The following is a 14,915-nucleotide window of genomic DNA, read 5'->3' as shown; positions in this document are numbered from 1 at the left end:
TATCTTTGTAGACTATTCACAAAAATTTACATGCCAAAATTCCGTAAAGCAGCGCAAACCCGCCTATACCAAGGATTCCAATTGTCAAAAGGCTGACCGGATTTAATCCAACACTAATTGCAATTTCCTGCGACGCCAGAAAATCATTTGCATAAATAATTCCAATTCCACCTAAAACAACACGAATCATAAAGTTTAGTAACATCTGCATTTTTTTCCCAATCACAACGATAAAAAGTACAATTCCAAGTGCCCCTATAATTGCCCATTCTCCCTGTATCTGTGACATATATATATTTCTCCTTTTTAGCACGATCAGCTCTCAAAGGCTGTCTCTTCTTTTTATCAAATTTATTCATCCAGACACATTTTATGCAAATAGTTTTTTACAATTTTTCCGTTTTTTGTATAGAATGGAAATTTTGTGATTATACTAAGAATAAAGAATATTTCAGACGGAGGAATACTATGTTTCGTTTTTTTCAACCAGAAAAAACAAATGATGCGCATTATACGGTGCTAATGAATGACCTCCATCAGACTGCGCAGGATCTGCAGGATGCATACCGAAATTTAGAAAATGTAATTGATCCGGATATGATCGACTGCTGCATCTATGAATTATATTCTGTGCAAATGCGCTATAAATTTTTACTTGCAAGCATAAAAAAAATAGAGGATTCCTATACTAAGAATCCTCTGGAAGTATCTAAATCCTGATAAGTCTCAACCAAATCATTTTTTCCGTACGTATATCCGGCGTAAACCTGCTGTGTATTACGCATAAGCGGCGCGGAGGTATCTTCTTTCATTACCTCCGCAAATGCCGTATAAAGTTTGTTCATCAGGCTCTCTGCAAGTTCGATCTCTTTCAAGTCCCTTTTATACATCGCTTTTGCAAGTGTTTCCCTGCAAAATACATAAATACGGTATAACTCTCCCGCAAGTTCATAAGAAAAATCAAGCGACGACATCAATTCGCTGACAGCCTTTGTGGCATTCCGTAATGCCGTCTTATAATTTTCCCATTCCTTGTTATCATATGCCTCTTTTGCATCTTCAATATACGCGAAAAAAATATCATAAATTACAATGACCAGGCCGCCTCTGTTACTCTGGCTGATCCTTCTTGTAAAATCCATTATCTGTTCTTTTTTCAAAACAGATCCCTCCTGTTACTGCAGAATCTGCAATACCTGCTGTGGCAGATCATTTGCCTGTGTCAAAACAGAAATTGCTGCCTGATTCAATACATTCTGATGTGTATAATCTGTCATCTCTGACGCCATATCCGCATCCGTCAGACGTGACTGGGCTCCTGTCATATTTTCCTCAAAAGTATCCAGACTTGATACTGTACTCTCAAGGCGGTTCTGGTATGCACCAAGTCTTGAGCGCACTTCGCTGACCTTTGAAATAGCATCATCAAACTGTGTAATACCTCTGCCGGCACCATTTACAGTTGTTACATCTACATCATCAATATACAGACTCTTGCAGGATACTTCCGGAATGCGCACTTTTGTCTCCTGATCCTCGTTTGCACCGATATGAAGTGCCATTGTTCCAATATCTGTAACATCAAAATCCAAATCACCCGTATAACCTGCATCAGCAAGAAATGACATCTCAAATCCGGCTCTGTCTGTAACCGTAATCTTATTTCCATCCGTTTTTACCGTAGCTGTATCACCAAACCCGGTTCCATCACCCGGTTTTGTGAGCGTTACTTCGGCATCCGTACCGGAAGGTACGATCACTTTGCCATTCTGAATCTGTCCGTATACATAGCTGCCTTTATTCTCTGGATCTTCTACAACACTGTTTCCTCCGGCTGCTGTAAATCCAAGTGCATTAGCAAGCTGCTTATCATCAAATGCGATCTCTAAGATGCTTGACATTCCGTACTGTTCTGCGGTAAATGAAAGTGCTCCATTCGTTTCAATCTTAACGGTTGTTTCACCAGTCTCTGCAGCATTCCGGATCTTCTCAAAAGCCTCCGCATAAGTGTCAGTTGCCTCTATCTCTACTTTAGAACCATTAATACTCATCGTTCCGGATGCGCCGATCGCTGCTGTGGAATTATAATTCTGATTTGCTGTCACCGGTCCGGCCTGTGTAGCTGCAGTATCAATGGAAAGCTGATACTGTCCTGCTTTCACATGATCAGAAATGTCCACTCTTGTTGCATTTTTGGTGTAAACCCTGGTATCTAATGAACCATCTAAAAGTGATTTGCTGTTATATTCTGTATCTGTAGAAATACGGTCAACTTCATCTTTTAATGAAGTGATTTCTTTCTGGATTGCTTCTTTATCCGCCGGTGCCATTGTTGCATCACTCGCTGCCTGCACGGAAAGTTCTCTCATACGCTGTAAAATACTGGTCGTTTCACTCAGAGCACCATCCGCAATCTGAATAACAGAAATACCATCCGATGCATTCTGGGAAGCCCGGTTTAAACCATCAATCTGTGCTTTCATCTTGTTGGAAATAGCCATTCCTGCCGGATTGTCCTTGGAATGGTTGATCTTAAGTCCCGATGAAAGCCGTTCCATCGATGCACTTAAATTATCCTCAATGCCAAGTAAATGTTTATTCGCAATCGCTGCCGACACATTGTAATTAATTCTCATTTCAAATTCTCCTTCTACCATCTCTGTCAGCATCCATGCTGTATTTCCGACACTCCATGTCCCAATTCTCTGCTGTATATATCGGTTTCAACACTCTTTCTCTAAAGAGCGAATTGGTTTTTTCCATGTTTATTTTTTCATACTTCCCCCCGAACTGATTGCAATCCCCGCCAATTCGTATTATAATGACCACATCCAGGCATAATAAGCTGTGATAAAACTAAAAAAACCTATTTTTATAAGGAGGACTATATGACACAGGTAACAAAATCTACTATGATCGGCGAACTGCTTCAGATTGACGAAAACATCGCGCCAATTCTTTTAAATATCGGTATGCATTGTCTCGGATGCCCATCTTCCCAGATGGAGACCATCGAAGAAGCTGCCATGGTTCACGGAATTGAGCCGGATGCTCTCGTAAAAGAGATCAATGATTTCCTTGCAAAAGATCTTGCATAGTCATTCCCACTTGCGGGAAAACACTCAAAAAGGATCGCGAAAATGTCATCATTTTCACGATCCTTTTTGATATCAACCCGAATCTGCAACCCGGGAAAGTACAGTCTGCCATTTATAATGCTGCAAGCATCTGCAATGCTTTTCCTTTTATGACCAGTCTGTAATGTTCACCAAAAAATGCCTCTGTCGCAGGTGAATATGCCTGCTGTGCTCCATACTCAGATAAAATATTGCAGACTTTATTGAATTCCTCTGGTGACTGGCTGCTTTTACTTACCAGAAGATAGTATCTGTGTGTCGCAGCATCCTCGTACAGATCATTTTTTCCCTTATAAAAATCACCTAATACAGCAGCAAGTTTTGAGAGTTCCTTAAGATTCTGGAACATAAATAATTTCGTAATGTCTACAAGGACTTTGACCGGATCTTCTTTTTCTTTCTGACCGCCATCTGACGGTACGAAATTGTCATTCTGCTTTGCTTTTGCTGCATTTCTTAATTCCTGCTGTTTTTTAAATATTCCAAGTATATCATCTGCTCCTTCGGAAATCGGAGCATTCGCACCAACAATGGCATCGTCATATAAATCCTCTGGATCCGGATCAGAAAACTTGGAAAATCTCGTATCAAGCTCCTCCGGATACTCTACCTTCGTAATGACTAATATAATGGTATCTGCCGACAACGGAATCGCTTCTATCATCAGCGGAATATCATCTGCCTCAAACCCAAACTCGTATGCAGCCTGCTGCATCATATCACGGAACAGCATCTTTGCCTTCTCCGTACCGTATGCCAGCTCACTTAACTTAATCTGGCGCTCTGCTAAATCTTCTCTCGTCAGTGTGCAACGAATCTGATTATCATTTACTTTTTCAATTTTCATACAATCACTTCCTTTTATCCGGGAAACCCTGTAAACTGTACATCTATTATAAACAAATGCAATATCGATGTAAAGTATACCATTATTAAAACTTTCTAAAACCATAACGACCTTTTACGCATGAATAACAACTCTTTTTTCTGTAACATATGCTGTATTATAAGCATTAATCTTTGTCTATATTACACAAACATTACAAAAGAAGTTGCAATGTAAAACAATTCATGATATAAACTATGCATGAGATGCGAATATGACACGCCCGGAAAGGAGCGGATATCGCATAGATACCAATTTATTGTTTGGCAAATACCGCATTATTTCGACTCTTGGTGCCGGCAGCAGCGGCACTGTCTATCTTGCCGAACATCTCAAACTGAAAGTTTATCGTGCCATTAAGTGTATCCCCAAAGACACTGCACGAAACACTTCCAACTTTTCAGAAGAACAGCTTTTAAAAGAGGCCTGCCTTCTGAAGAATCTTAATCATCCTGGCATCCCCCTCATATATGATATCGACGAAGATGATCATTTTTTTTATATGATAGAAGAATTTATTCAGGGTGATTCATTGGAGGATTTTATTCTCCATCAGGAAATAATTCCAGAGGAACAATTAATAAATTACGGACTGCAGATTTGTGCCGTTCTTGATTACCTGCATCATCTATCTCCATACCCTATCCTGTATCAGGATTTAAAACCGGAGCATATTATATTATGTGGAAATCAGATAAAATTAATCGACTTTGGAATCGCTTCATTTATTACCGTTTTTGGTAAAAATTTCCAGTTATACGGAACAGATGGATATGCTGCCCCGGAAGCTCTTAATGGAAATACTGTAACTACTGCTTCCGATATCTATTCTCTTGGGAAAGTGTTAGAAATACTTTCCAGAACATGCACACCAGACTGTTCCGAAGCACTCACGCATATTATAGAAAAAGCTGCTGATCCAGATCCAAACACCAGATATCAGACAGCCACTGATCTTATGTCTGCACTGTCAGAACCAACTGGTCAGGAAACTCCAGCCAGGAAAAATTTTATTTTCAGACAGGCATTCAAAAAAAGAGATTCTGCGTGTCATTCTTTTACACATCTCATAAAAAACATAGCCGTGATCGGCAGCCGTTCCGGTGCCGGTGCAACATTTTTTTCAGTATCACTGGTAAACACTCTGAATCACAAACATATTCCCTGCTGTTATATACCAATGGACCATTCTGACAACCTTATATCCATGACACAGGCAGGTTTTCTGCCCACAGAAAATCAGGGCATATTTCAGTCAAAAAATTTTTCTGCCACTCCCTGTTACGGTCCCGGAATAGAAGATCCTGTTTTACCATCTGTAATCCGGGTAAGGGATTTCGGTATCCATACCAGTGAATACCTTGACTTCGGTCACTTTGACCTGACATTTATCCTGTTAAGCGGCAGTCCATGGGATATTGCAGATACACTTGCTTTTACCAGCCAGCTGAAAAGTGCCGGCACTCACGTATATATCTGTAATCATGGCAATAAAAATGCTGCCAGAAAGTATGCCAGGTATCTGAAAAATCCGGTCTATTGTTTTCCTGAAGACACTGATCCTTTTCATGTGACTTTAGAGAAGGAACGTCTCATTATGCAAATCCTACAACGAAAGGAGCTGATACATCATCCGGAACATCGGAAAAACTGATTTAAATAAGAGACTTACCATAGGCATTTCAGGCAGTACAGCCGGTGCCGGTGTTACACACCTTGCAATTGCGCTTTCAAACCTGAGTCATTCAAAGCTGCATAAAAAAACTGCACTGTTAGAGCTTCATAAAAGGAAAAATCTTTCAACGATTCCTTCTGAAACCACGCTCCCGTGCAGATGTGGATTTATGGACAGCCGTACCATTTTTAACATTCACGGAGTGGATTACTATCCGGATGTGACACCGGACGAATTGCCGGGTCTGTATAATCAGGGATATCAGATCCTGCTCTTTGATTTTGGCAATTTTGGTGAATGCTGTATCCATGAATTTCTACGCTGTGACAGAAAGCTTGTCATCGGAAGTCTCGCACCATGGAATATCAGGCAATATCGGGATCTATTAGAATCGCTCAGTCACTATACAAACCTTGGGGAAGGTTTTTACTGTCTAACGCGAACGGAAAGTCCAAAACAGATTCGTGATTTTTCCCGTTTTTACCAGATTTCTGTAAGCAGTATTCCGTCTATTCCGGATCCATTTTATATAAAAAAAGAACATTTTTCCATCCTGCAGAAATTTATCTGCTGAAAAGTTTCTGCAGAAATTATTTTATAATATATCACACAATTGCAACCAGCGAATTTCCTTTTGGGAATAAAGGATTTTAATCCGCTTTGTCATACAGAAATTGAAAACGGGGGATAACAATATTGGATTCTGAACATATGAAAAAGCTTTACTTAGAGCTCTCTTCCTTAGAACATATGGGAACAACCATCTGGTTTGAAGGTGTGCCGAGCAATTCAAAAGAGGTCACAAAGGAGCTTTCTGTCACAGAAGAAAATTCTTATATGAGAGATTATGTATTCAACGAGGGGGTGCTTACAGAATTACATTTTGATAAAATCAAAAAAACAAATATATGATGATCTGAATAATTGACAGGGATGGAGTACCTCAATGCCCACCCAGTCAGAATATAAAACGACTATCTAAGGCAACATACAAATCCGAAAAAAAGAAACGGCAGGGTTTTACCGAACATAAACCCTGCCGTAAGGAAAGCCTTCCGTATGCGGGAGTTTTTCCTTACGGCAGTTTTTTAAAAATTCTAATTCTTTAAAATAAAATGAATGATTCCTTAAAATAAAGCAAATAACTTTGAATTTACATATCGTTATGCTACAATAGGGGCACATACGATAATTCTTAAGAAGAAGAGGGTTCTTTATATGAAAAAAAAATTTGTCCCTGTTTTAGCTGCCGGTGCTCTGATCGTCGTCATTATCTGTTTTATGCTTCTCGGAAGCATCATTGAAAAATATACACCTTCCAAGGAACATATGAACTTATCTGATTACTATAATCTGTCCAGTGAACAGGACGTAGCCCTGATCCTGAATAACCAGGTTCTTGATGCAAAAGGAAAACTCCTTAACGGAACTGTCTATCTTGATTATGAAACAGTACGTTCTAATCTTAATGACCGTTTTTACTGGGATCACAACGAAAATAAACTTCTTTATACAACTGCGACAGATCTCATTTCTGCAGATGCAGACAGCACCAGTTACTATGTAACAAAGGATTCCCATTCCTTAGATCATGCAGTTGTCAAGGCAGATGCACAGACTGCATATATTGCAATTGACTTTTTAAAACTGTACTCTGATTTCTCATATGAAGTACTTGAGTCTCCAAACCGTGTAATTCTTACAACTGCCTGGGGCGATTACACAACTGCACCGGCTAAACAAAAAACGCAGGTCCGGCAAAAAGGCGGCATTAAGAGTCCGATCCTTGCAGATATCGATAAAAATACGGAAGTTACTGTCTTAGAGACAGGTGATACCTGGACAAAAATATCCACCGCAGATGGCATCATTGGATACGTCAAATCAAAAGCACTTGGCACCACATCTGCCAAAACACTGACCAGCGATTACGTTTCAGAAGAATTTACACATATTAAAAAGGATTTTAAGATCAACATGGCTTGGCATCAGATCACAAATGCGGATGCCAATACAACCATTGCATCTGTGCTCCAGAATACCAAAGGGATCAATGTTATCTCCCCTACCTGGTTCTATCTGAATGACAATAACGGAAATATTGCTTCTCTTGCAAGCTCCGACTATGTAAATTACTGCCACCAGAATGGTATTGAAGTGTGGGCACTTGTAAGCAATCTGGAAAACAAAGATGTCGATACCACATCCGTTTTAACTTATACTTCCAAACGCGAAAATCTGATTAATAACCTGATCTCCGCAGCCATTCAGTATAACTTTGACGGTATCAACGTCGATTTCGAGGCATTAAGTTCCGAAGTCGGCGACTCTTACATTCAGTTTATCCGTGAACTCTCATTGAAATGTGCAAACAACGGAATCGTCCTTTCCGTGGATGATTATGTTCCTACCAGCTATACTGCGTTCTATAACCGTGCAGAGCAGGCGGTTTTTGCAGATTATGTTGTTGTCATGGCATACGATGAGCACTATTCCGGTTCTGAAGAAGCAGGATCTGTAGCTTCCATCAATTTTGTAAAAGAAGGGGTTGCCAATACCTTAAAAGAAGTTCCTGCAGATCAGTTGATCTTAGGTATGCCGTTTTATGCCCGTGTATGGTCTGAGACACCTGCTGACGACACTACAGATGCTGACGACACTACAGATGCTGACGACACTACAGATGCTGACAGTTATCAGCTCTTTACATTAGACTCCTATGCAACCGGTATGTCAGAGATCCAAAAACTGATCAGTGCCAATGCAGCCGAGCCGGTATGGTCAGATGCAGATGGTCAATATTATGTTCAGTATGAAAACAATGGGGTCACTTACAAAATATGGGTGGAGGATGCTGCTTCCCTGGAAGAGAAGTTAAAAGTTCTTCAGGAAAACCAGCTTGCCGGTGGTTCTTTCTGGAAACTTGGTTTAGAGCTGCCTTCTACATGGGACACTGTTATAAAATATATTAACTAAATACATGCATGAACTATATGATCTAAATGCATAAACTAAATACATACATGAGATCATGACATAAACCCTGGAGATCGTGAATATTTTATAAAAACGATACTCCGGGATTTTTTATGAAAAAAAAGATAGAACTTATAATGGCTGTCTGTCTGGTGATTGCTGCTTTTTTTCTTGGAAGCCAAAGTGCCATACTGGTACAAAACAGTCACGCGGACACAGGAGAACTACCCGATACGCCAGGCACAGATTCCGTTTCTGATACAGAACTTGCCGGAAACGGGCAAAATGAATCATCTTCCGATGGTTTATCGATCGTGATCGATGCCGGACACGGAGGTATCGATCCCGGCAAAGTCGGCATTAATGATGCATTGGAAAAAGATATCAACCTTGCACTGGCACTGAAACTGCGCGATAAATTCAGTCAGGATTCCATCCGGATCATTTTAACACGTGACTCTGACACCGGTCTTTATTCTGAGGGAAGTACAAACAAAAAAGCGGAAGATATGCAAACCCGCTGTAAGATCATTTCAGATGCCTCACCCATTTTTACCGTCAGCCTGCATCAGAACAGCTACCCCTCTCCGGAAGTCTGCGGTGCACAGGTATTTTATTTTGGTCAGTCACAGGACGGAAAAAAACTTGCCGATATGATTCAGGACAGTCTGATTTCAAATGTTGATCCCGATAATCACCGCGTTGCAAAGGCAAATGAAAGTTATTATCTGCTCAAAAAAACACCCACACCTACTGTTATCGTAGAGTGTGGGTTCCTAAGCAATCCGACAGAAGCGGATCTTCTTTTGACAGATGATTATCAAAATCAGCTTGTCGATGCCATATATAACGGTATACAGAATTATCTGTCGGAATCAACATAGTTCAAAATAATAGCATCGATCCTGCATCTATCTCTAAACTTCTTTTGTGAGTGTTCCTTTTACCGCTTTGATAAAATGTTCCGCAATTCCATACAAACGTGAAGTCTGCACACGATAAGTATCACGGTTCTCAGCTTTCTGAGAATCGGAAAGCTGCGTTTCCTCCTTTGCATCGACTCCAAATGCCCCCATGGAAAAATGATTCAGATCAAGATCCGGAATATGCGCACAATGTAACTCTGTGACATCATCATTTTCTCCCCCAAGCAAATCCGAAAGATCCTGTGTCTGTCCCTTAAAAAGTTCTGCCGTCTCCTCTGAATCTGTGGCGATCAGTCCATGTATGCCATCTTCTTTTGCCTGGAATGTCGCCGCAATTTTTCCGCGCAGTTCACTTTCCATCATGATATCGACAATACCTTTTTTGTCCACGCCGCGCACGATCTTAACAGAAACATTCATGAGTTCATCATTGACCATCACCGGAACAGCATACTGTTCTTCTTTTGCAAGGATACTGTTTACAGAAAGCTGTGCAGAAAGCATTTTCATATCCCGTACATCAAGGCTTGTCACATGATCGCTGTTTATCATTGTTTTCATCACATTTTCCGCAAGCTCTCCTAGCTTTTCCTGCGCAACCGCCATATCTGCCGGTTCCGAAACAGCCTCTCCAAATTCTTCCAACAACTCCTGTTTAATTGCCTCTAAGTCCTCTGCATCTACCTGATCATCCCCATTGTGGTCTGACGTACTGCTTCCAAAAATCTTCCGGAACATCTGGTTTCGCTGGTTCAGCATAGATTCCATTGCCAGTACATTCGACACGGTATTTGGGATATCATATTTATCCAGAATACGATAAATGCTCTCATCTGCATTTGCTGCCTGTTCTAACTGTGCAAGCTGCTCTTTTGCGTAATCCGCATCGATACTGCTCTCATCCGCCTGTTCACCTGCCTGTGTCAGTACTGCCTTCAATTCCTCCGGTGTCATATTCTCCCATTCCATATCCTGCTCAAATAGAACTTTTGCACGCTCCGGCGTCAGTAATTCGGATGCATCTTTTAAACAATTATTCTGATATGCTGCCTCAATCTGATCCGTAATAGAGCTGCCTTTCGATGTACCGGATACACCCTCGAAATTGTAATCTACGGAATAATCCATCTTACTGCTGCGTTTTTCGGAACGCACAGCTGTCAGGAGATTTTTCATGGTAAGCGGTGCTCCCTGCTGTATCAATGCACCGATCGCTGCACCGTCCGTATTTTCCACCTGTCTGATCAGACGATAGATTCCTATATAAGAACTGCGTTCTTCCTCGCTGATCTCATGATTCTGTTCCATTTTCCAGAGATATTCACTAAATTTACGGTTATCTTCCCCGCCAAGCTCCTCGCTTTTGATACTCTCTGCCTCCTGATTCAGCGATGTAAAATCCATTTCCAGTGGATTTATTCCACGTTTTATCATCTGTGTAACAACTGCCGGTGTCATGTTTTTAAAGACACGCTGCACTTCTTCATCTGCCGCTTTCATCGTAAGCACAGAATCCTGCGTAATATCGATACTATTATATCCAAGGATACGCACTGCGCGGCGGTTCTCATCCGTCAGTTCCATGCCAAGATCATTTAAAATATCATCCACATTGCGAAATGCCTTCTGGATGGAATCCCCCAGATCAGCTCTCGGTGCTGTCATCAGTGTCTCATACTGCCGGCTTGCTTTTTCAAAGGAGGTCTTCAGTTCCGTTCCTGCCTCATGGACACCATTGATCGTCGACACGTCAGCATCTTTCATTCCGAGCACATATGCCGGGACATAACGCATGTCGGTAACTTTTTTATCAACCTCTCCAAAGAGTTCTACCTGCTCCTTAGTCGCATCCACACCCTCAGACATTAACAGATTTCTGTAATATTCATTTTCCTGATCCTTTAACTGCTCCACCAGTTTTACCAGCGGCTCTGTGTCAATGGAAATACCCTGTTTTAACAAACGGTAATTTGCTTCAGCAGTCATGGCAAGACGGATCTCCTCTAACTGCCTGCGTGCAGTCAGAAGCTGCTGCCCTTTTTGTGTATAATTTCCGTCTGCATCCTGTACTGTGCTTCCTGATACCCTGTTTGTCGCAGCTTCCCTTAAGCTGTCTAATGTGAGAGGAAGTCCTTTTTCCACAATATAAACAAGGTCTTCATCCGTTGCATTTTCTACAGTATCCACAGCATTTTGTGCCTGCTCCATCCATGTGTAACCGGAAAGTATCACCGCATCCTGTGCGCTTTTTCCTTCACTGACCGCCTCCGCTGCAAGTGCAGCAACATTTTCTGCACTTGTAGTAAGTTCTGTCTGACGCAGTGCCTGCGCATAGGTAAGATTTTCTTTCGTCAACGGTATATCGTTTTCTAACATCCACTTACTGGTTGCGATTGTATCATCATTTACTTCCAGCCCTGCTGATGCGATCACATTCTTCACCTGTGGAAGGAAAGAAGAAATATCCTGCTGTTCTGCCGGCATATAGCCTGCGCTGGCAGAATGTCTGGCAAAATAAATATTCTGCACAGTAGGTTCTAACTGGTTATCAATCAGATATTTTACGGCTCCATCATCCAAGGACGATAAAGAGTCTGCCATATCTACTGTCTCTGCGATCTGTTTAAAATTATCATCTGTAAGCGGCAGATCTGCCTCCCGCAGACTGTCTGCAATCTGCGCTGCAAGTTCCGGGCTTCCCGTGATCTGCGCAAGCTGTTCAAAATCAAGATCATCTCCGAATGCAGAAATATCCACCCCTGCTTTTGCAAGCTGTGCTTTGATCTTATCCGTCACGGTCACGATCTTATTACTTGTGGTATCATCCAGTGAAAAACCTTCCTCCTGCATTTTTTTATAGTCTTCCGGTGAAGTAGTCTCCGCAAGCACTGCCATCTGAGCTTTTCTCTCCCCTGCATCCATAGAGCCTGACTGCTCGATCTCATCTATGATCGTCTTTTTCTCTTCTTTTGCCGGATTCAGATAAGTAACCTCTTTTGCCTGAAAAGACGTGGTTCCTGTCGCTTTTTTACTGCTCTCCGTCTTTACCGCATCCGCAAACAACTGTATCCCGTTTTTTTCTTCCACCGCTCCTGTCTGCGGCATCAGATCCATTACTCCCTTATTCTGTTGCTGTTGGTTATCTATTCTCATGATCCGACTCTCCTTGTTATCTCTGTCATTTTGCACCGGCTGATGTAAATTCCTTCATTCATCTGTATCCGTTTTTTCAAAACATTTGTCCCATAGTCTCTGATATCAGGACAAAAGAATGGCGCATACTTTCATTTCCCTGAAATATCTGCGCCATCCATAGCTGATGTATATATCGGATACATCAGCGTATTTATTAAGTTTTTCGATATAATTCCAGCTTCTGTCCTGCTTTTTTACAGAATCTCAATAACGGAATACCGCTACACCAAAACCCGGAAGCGGATATGCGAACGAATAAGGTCTTCCGTCACATTCCTGCCGAACAGCTTTATAACTTACCGGACATTCTTTACCATTTCCACCAAATTCCGCATCTTCACTGTTTAAGATCAGTTTATAAGTCTTTCGTTTTGGTACGCCGACACGGTAGTCCTTGCGTTCCACCGGTGTAAAATTACATACAAAGAGCAGATTATTCTTTCCATCTTTACTCTTTCTGATAAAACTGAAAATACTGCGGTCAGCGTCGTTGGCATTGATCCATTCAAATCCGCCCCAACTGCTGTCAAGCTCGTAAAGTGCCGGGTTTTTCTGATAAATATGTAATAATTTCTTTACCCAGTTCTGCATATGTTGATGATCCGGATTTTCCAACAGATACCAGTCTAATTCTCTTGCCTCACTCCATTCCTGAAGCTGCGCAAATTCCTGTCCCATAAAAAGAAGTTTTTTGCCTGGATGTCCCATCATAAATGCATAACCGACCATCAGATTTTTAAATTTATCTTCCATCTCGCCAGGCATCTTATTGATCATGGAACATTTCAGATGTACCACCTCGTCATGGGAAAGCACAAGGATATACTTCTCGCTCTCATTATAGCTCATGGCAAAGGTCAGCTTGTGATGATTGTCCTTACGGAAATATGGATCAAGTTTCATATAATCCAGAAAATCATGCATCCATCCCATATTCCATTTATAGCTGAAATTAAGCCCATCGTCTTCCACGCGGCCAGTCACCTTCGGCCATGCTGTAGATTCCTCTGCGATCATGACTGCCCCCGGATTTCTTCCAAGGATCAGCGTATTGACATGCTTAAAAAACTCCACTGCCTCAAGATTCTTATTATCGCCATACTTATTCGGAACCCACTGTCCCGGCTGCTTTCCATAATCCAGATATAACATGGATGCCACCGCATCCACACGCAGTCCGTCAATATGATAATGCTCGATCCACATTAATGCACTGCCGATCAGGAAATTCTTGACCTCATTCTTGCCATAATCAAATATCTTTGTACCCCAGTCCGGATGTTCTCCTTTTCTCGGATCTGCGTATTCATATAGACATGTCCCATCAAACTCAGTCAGTCCATGTGCATCTTTCGGAAAATGTGCCGGCACCCAGTCTAAGATCACGCTGATCTTATGTTTGTGACATTCATTGATAAAATACGCAAAATCCTGCGGTGTTCCATAACGGGAAGTCGGCGCATAATAACCCGTCACCTGATATCCCCAGGAACCATCAAATGGATATTCCGAAATACCCATCAGCTCAATATGTGTGTATCCCATTTCTTTTACATATGGGATCAGATACTTCACAAGATCCCTGTAACTGTAAAATCCGTCATCCTCTCTGCCCGGATGTCGTTTCCAGGAACCCGGATGCACCTCATAGATTGCCATAGGTTTTGCATAGATATCTTTGGTCTTAGCACGCTCTTCCATCCATTTTTCATCAGTCCATTTAAAATGATCTATATCTGCGACTGCAGATGCTGTTCCCGGACGAAGTTCCGCATAATTTGCATATGGATCTGCTTTATAAAGCCGCTTTCCATCTTTCGTCTCGATCAGATACTTATACAGAGCCCCTTCCTCTATACCAGGAATAAACAATTCAAATATTCCCATCGTATCCGGCTCAAGCCTTGTCATTTCATCTGCCGTTTCATCCCATCCGTTAAAAGAACCGATTACCCAGATTCTCGCGGCATTCGGAGCCCATACATCAAAACATACACCACGGATTCCATACTGATCCGTAAAATGTGCCCCCAGTTTGCGGTAAATCTCATAATGCGTCGCCTGTCCAAATAAATAGCGATCCAACTCTGAAAAATTAGCCATACCCTTACACCCCTTTA

13 protein-coding genes are annotated in these 14,915 nt (G+C 41.6%); 7 read left to right on the top strand and 6 right to left on the bottom strand.

Annotated elements, in window-relative coordinates; translation table 11 throughout:
- Positions 1-16 precede the first annotated feature (16 nt).
- Entirely contained in the window at positions 17-289 is a 273-nt protein-coding gene (locus H8S51_RS01480; RefSeq protein WP_117921658.1) for a pro-sigmaK processing inhibitor BofA family protein, read from the bottom strand.
- 83 nt (positions 290-372) lie between these two features.
- Here H8S51_RS01480 and H8S51_RS18340 point away from each other — a divergent pair, with 83 nt between their 5' ends.
- Positions 373-720 (top strand): DUF2508 family protein, encoded by a 348-nt coding sequence (locus H8S51_RS18340; RefSeq protein ID WP_334294391.1) that lies wholly within the window; start codon positions 373-375, stop codon positions 718-720.
- Here the strand turns inward: H8S51_RS18340 and H8S51_RS01470 are convergent.
- Together H8S51_RS01470 and H8S51_RS01465 are read right to left on the bottom strand one after the other, a co-directional pair.
- Positions 684-1,160, bottom strand: a complete 477-nt coding sequence (locus tag H8S51_RS01470; protein WP_241070840.1) for a flagellar export chaperone FliS — start codon at positions 1,158-1,160, stop codon at positions 684-686. The genes H8S51_RS18340 and H8S51_RS01470 overlap by 37 nt on opposite strands.
- Before the next feature lie 15 nt (positions 1,161-1,175).
- The gene (locus H8S51_RS01465) at positions 1,176-2,636 is read right to left on the bottom strand and encodes a flagellin N-terminal helical domain-containing protein (RefSeq protein ID WP_186900081.1); all 1,461 of its coding nucleotides are present in this window, start codon (positions 2,634-2,636) and stop codon (positions 1,176-1,178) included.
- Between the two features lie 252 nt (positions 2,637-2,888).
- Here H8S51_RS01465 and H8S51_RS01460 point away from each other — a divergent pair, with 252 nt between their 5' ends.
- Entirely contained in the window at positions 2,889-3,098 is a 210-nt protein-coding gene (locus tag H8S51_RS01460) for a DUF1858 domain-containing protein (protein ID WP_006855380.1), read from the top strand.
- A gap of 112 nt (positions 3,099-3,210) precedes the next feature.
- Here H8S51_RS01460 and H8S51_RS01455 read toward each other — a convergent pair whose 3' ends face one another.
- Positions 3,211-4,089: an adaptor protein MecA gene (locus H8S51_RS01455; protein WP_117921656.1), complete on the bottom strand. Its 879-nt coding sequence runs from the start codon at positions 4,087-4,089 to the stop codon at positions 3,211-3,213.
- Between the two features lie 148 nt (positions 4,090-4,237).
- On the opposite strand from H8S51_RS01455, the gene H8S51_RS01450 reads away from it, so the two are divergent.
- The 5 genes from H8S51_RS01450 (at position 4,238) to H8S51_RS01430 (ending at position 9,558) form a co-directional block, all read left to right on the top strand.
- The gene (locus H8S51_RS01450) at positions 4,238-5,677 is read left to right on the top strand and encodes a serine/threonine protein kinase (protein WP_118209926.1); all 1,440 of its coding nucleotides are present in this window, start codon (positions 4,238-4,240) and stop codon (positions 5,675-5,677) included.
- A 190-nt stretch (positions 5,678-5,867) separates the two neighbouring features.
- Positions 5,868-6,272, top strand: a complete 405-nt coding sequence (locus tag H8S51_RS01445) for a hypothetical protein (RefSeq protein WP_186900082.1) — start codon at positions 5,868-5,870, stop codon at positions 6,270-6,272.
- A gap of 137 nt (positions 6,273-6,409) precedes the next feature.
- Positions 6,410-6,610, top strand: a complete 201-nt coding sequence (locus tag H8S51_RS01440) for a hypothetical protein (protein ID WP_117921716.1) — start codon at positions 6,410-6,412, stop codon at positions 6,608-6,610.
- A 306-nt stretch (positions 6,611-6,916) separates the two neighbouring features.
- Complete coding sequence (locus H8S51_RS01435; protein WP_186900083.1) at positions 6,917-8,674, top strand: glycosyl hydrolase family 18 protein; 1,758 nt, start codon at positions 6,917-6,919, stop codon at positions 8,672-8,674.
- 113 nt (positions 8,675-8,787) lie between these two features.
- Positions 8,788-9,558 (top strand): N-acetylmuramoyl-L-alanine amidase, encoded by a 771-nt coding sequence (locus tag H8S51_RS01430; RefSeq protein ID WP_117921649.1) that lies wholly within the window; start codon positions 8,788-8,790, stop codon positions 9,556-9,558.
- Positions 9,559-9,591: 33 nt separating this feature from the next.
- On the opposite strand, the gene H8S51_RS01425 is transcribed toward H8S51_RS01430, so the two are convergent.
- Together H8S51_RS01425 and glgB are read right to left on the bottom strand one after the other, a co-directional pair.
- Complete coding sequence (locus H8S51_RS01425; RefSeq protein WP_186900084.1) at positions 9,592-12,753, bottom strand: DUF6240 domain-containing protein; 3,162 nt, start codon at positions 12,751-12,753, stop codon at positions 9,592-9,594.
- A 246-nt stretch (positions 12,754-12,999) separates the two neighbouring features.
- A complete protein-coding gene (gene glgB, locus H8S51_RS01420) occupies positions 13,000-14,898 on the bottom strand; it encodes a 1,4-alpha-glucan branching protein GlgB (protein ID WP_186900085.1) in 1,899 nt (632 codons plus the stop codon).
- Between the last annotated feature and the right edge of the window lie 17 nt (positions 14,899-14,915).

Origin of the sequence: Roseburia rectibacter (assembly GCF_014287515.2) — a bacterium.
Lineage (GTDB): Bacteria > Bacillota > Clostridia > Lachnospirales > Lachnospiraceae > Roseburia > Roseburia rectibacter.
The sequence above is the reverse complement of the archived record's forward strand: the minus strand, read 5'-3'. Positions and strand labels throughout refer to the sequence as shown.

Coding starts and splice junctions, on each gene's coding strand:
- H8S51_RS01480 (WP_117921658.1), bottom strand. CDS start 289: ATGTCACAGATACAGGGAGAATGGGCAATTATAGGGGCACTTGGAATT.
- H8S51_RS18340 (WP_334294391.1), top strand. CDS start 373: ATGCAAATAGTTTTTTACAATTTTTCCGTTTTTTGTATAGAATGGAAA.
- H8S51_RS01465 (WP_186900081.1), bottom strand. CDS start 2,636: ATGAGAATTAATTACAATGTGTCGGCAGCGATTGCGAATAAACATTTA.
- H8S51_RS01460 (WP_006855380.1), top strand. CDS start 2,889: ATGACACAGGTAACAAAATCTACTATGATCGGCGAACTGCTTCAGATT.
- H8S51_RS01455 (WP_117921656.1), bottom strand. CDS start 4,089: ATGGTTTTAGAAAGTTTTAATAATGGTATACTTTACATCGATATTGCA.
- H8S51_RS01450 (WP_118209926.1), top strand. CDS start 4,238: ATGACACGCCCGGAAAGGAGCGGATATCGCATAGATACCAATTTATTG.
- H8S51_RS01445 (WP_186900082.1), top strand. CDS start 5,868: ATGGACAGCCGTACCATTTTTAACATTCACGGAGTGGATTACTATCCG.
- H8S51_RS01440 (WP_117921716.1), top strand. CDS start 6,410: ATGAAAAAGCTTTACTTAGAGCTCTCTTCCTTAGAACATATGGGAACA.
- H8S51_RS01435 (WP_186900083.1), top strand. CDS start 6,917: ATGAAAAAAAAATTTGTCCCTGTTTTAGCTGCCGGTGCTCTGATCGTC.
- H8S51_RS01430 (WP_117921649.1), top strand. CDS start 8,788: ATGAAAAAAAAGATAGAACTTATAATGGCTGTCTGTCTGGTGATTGCT.
- H8S51_RS01425 (WP_186900084.1), bottom strand. CDS start 12,753: ATGAGAATAGATAACCAACAGCAACAGAATAAGGGAGTAATGGATCTG.
- glgB (WP_186900085.1), bottom strand. CDS start 14,898: ATGGCTAATTTTTCAGAGTTGGATCGCTATTTATTTGGACAGGCGACG.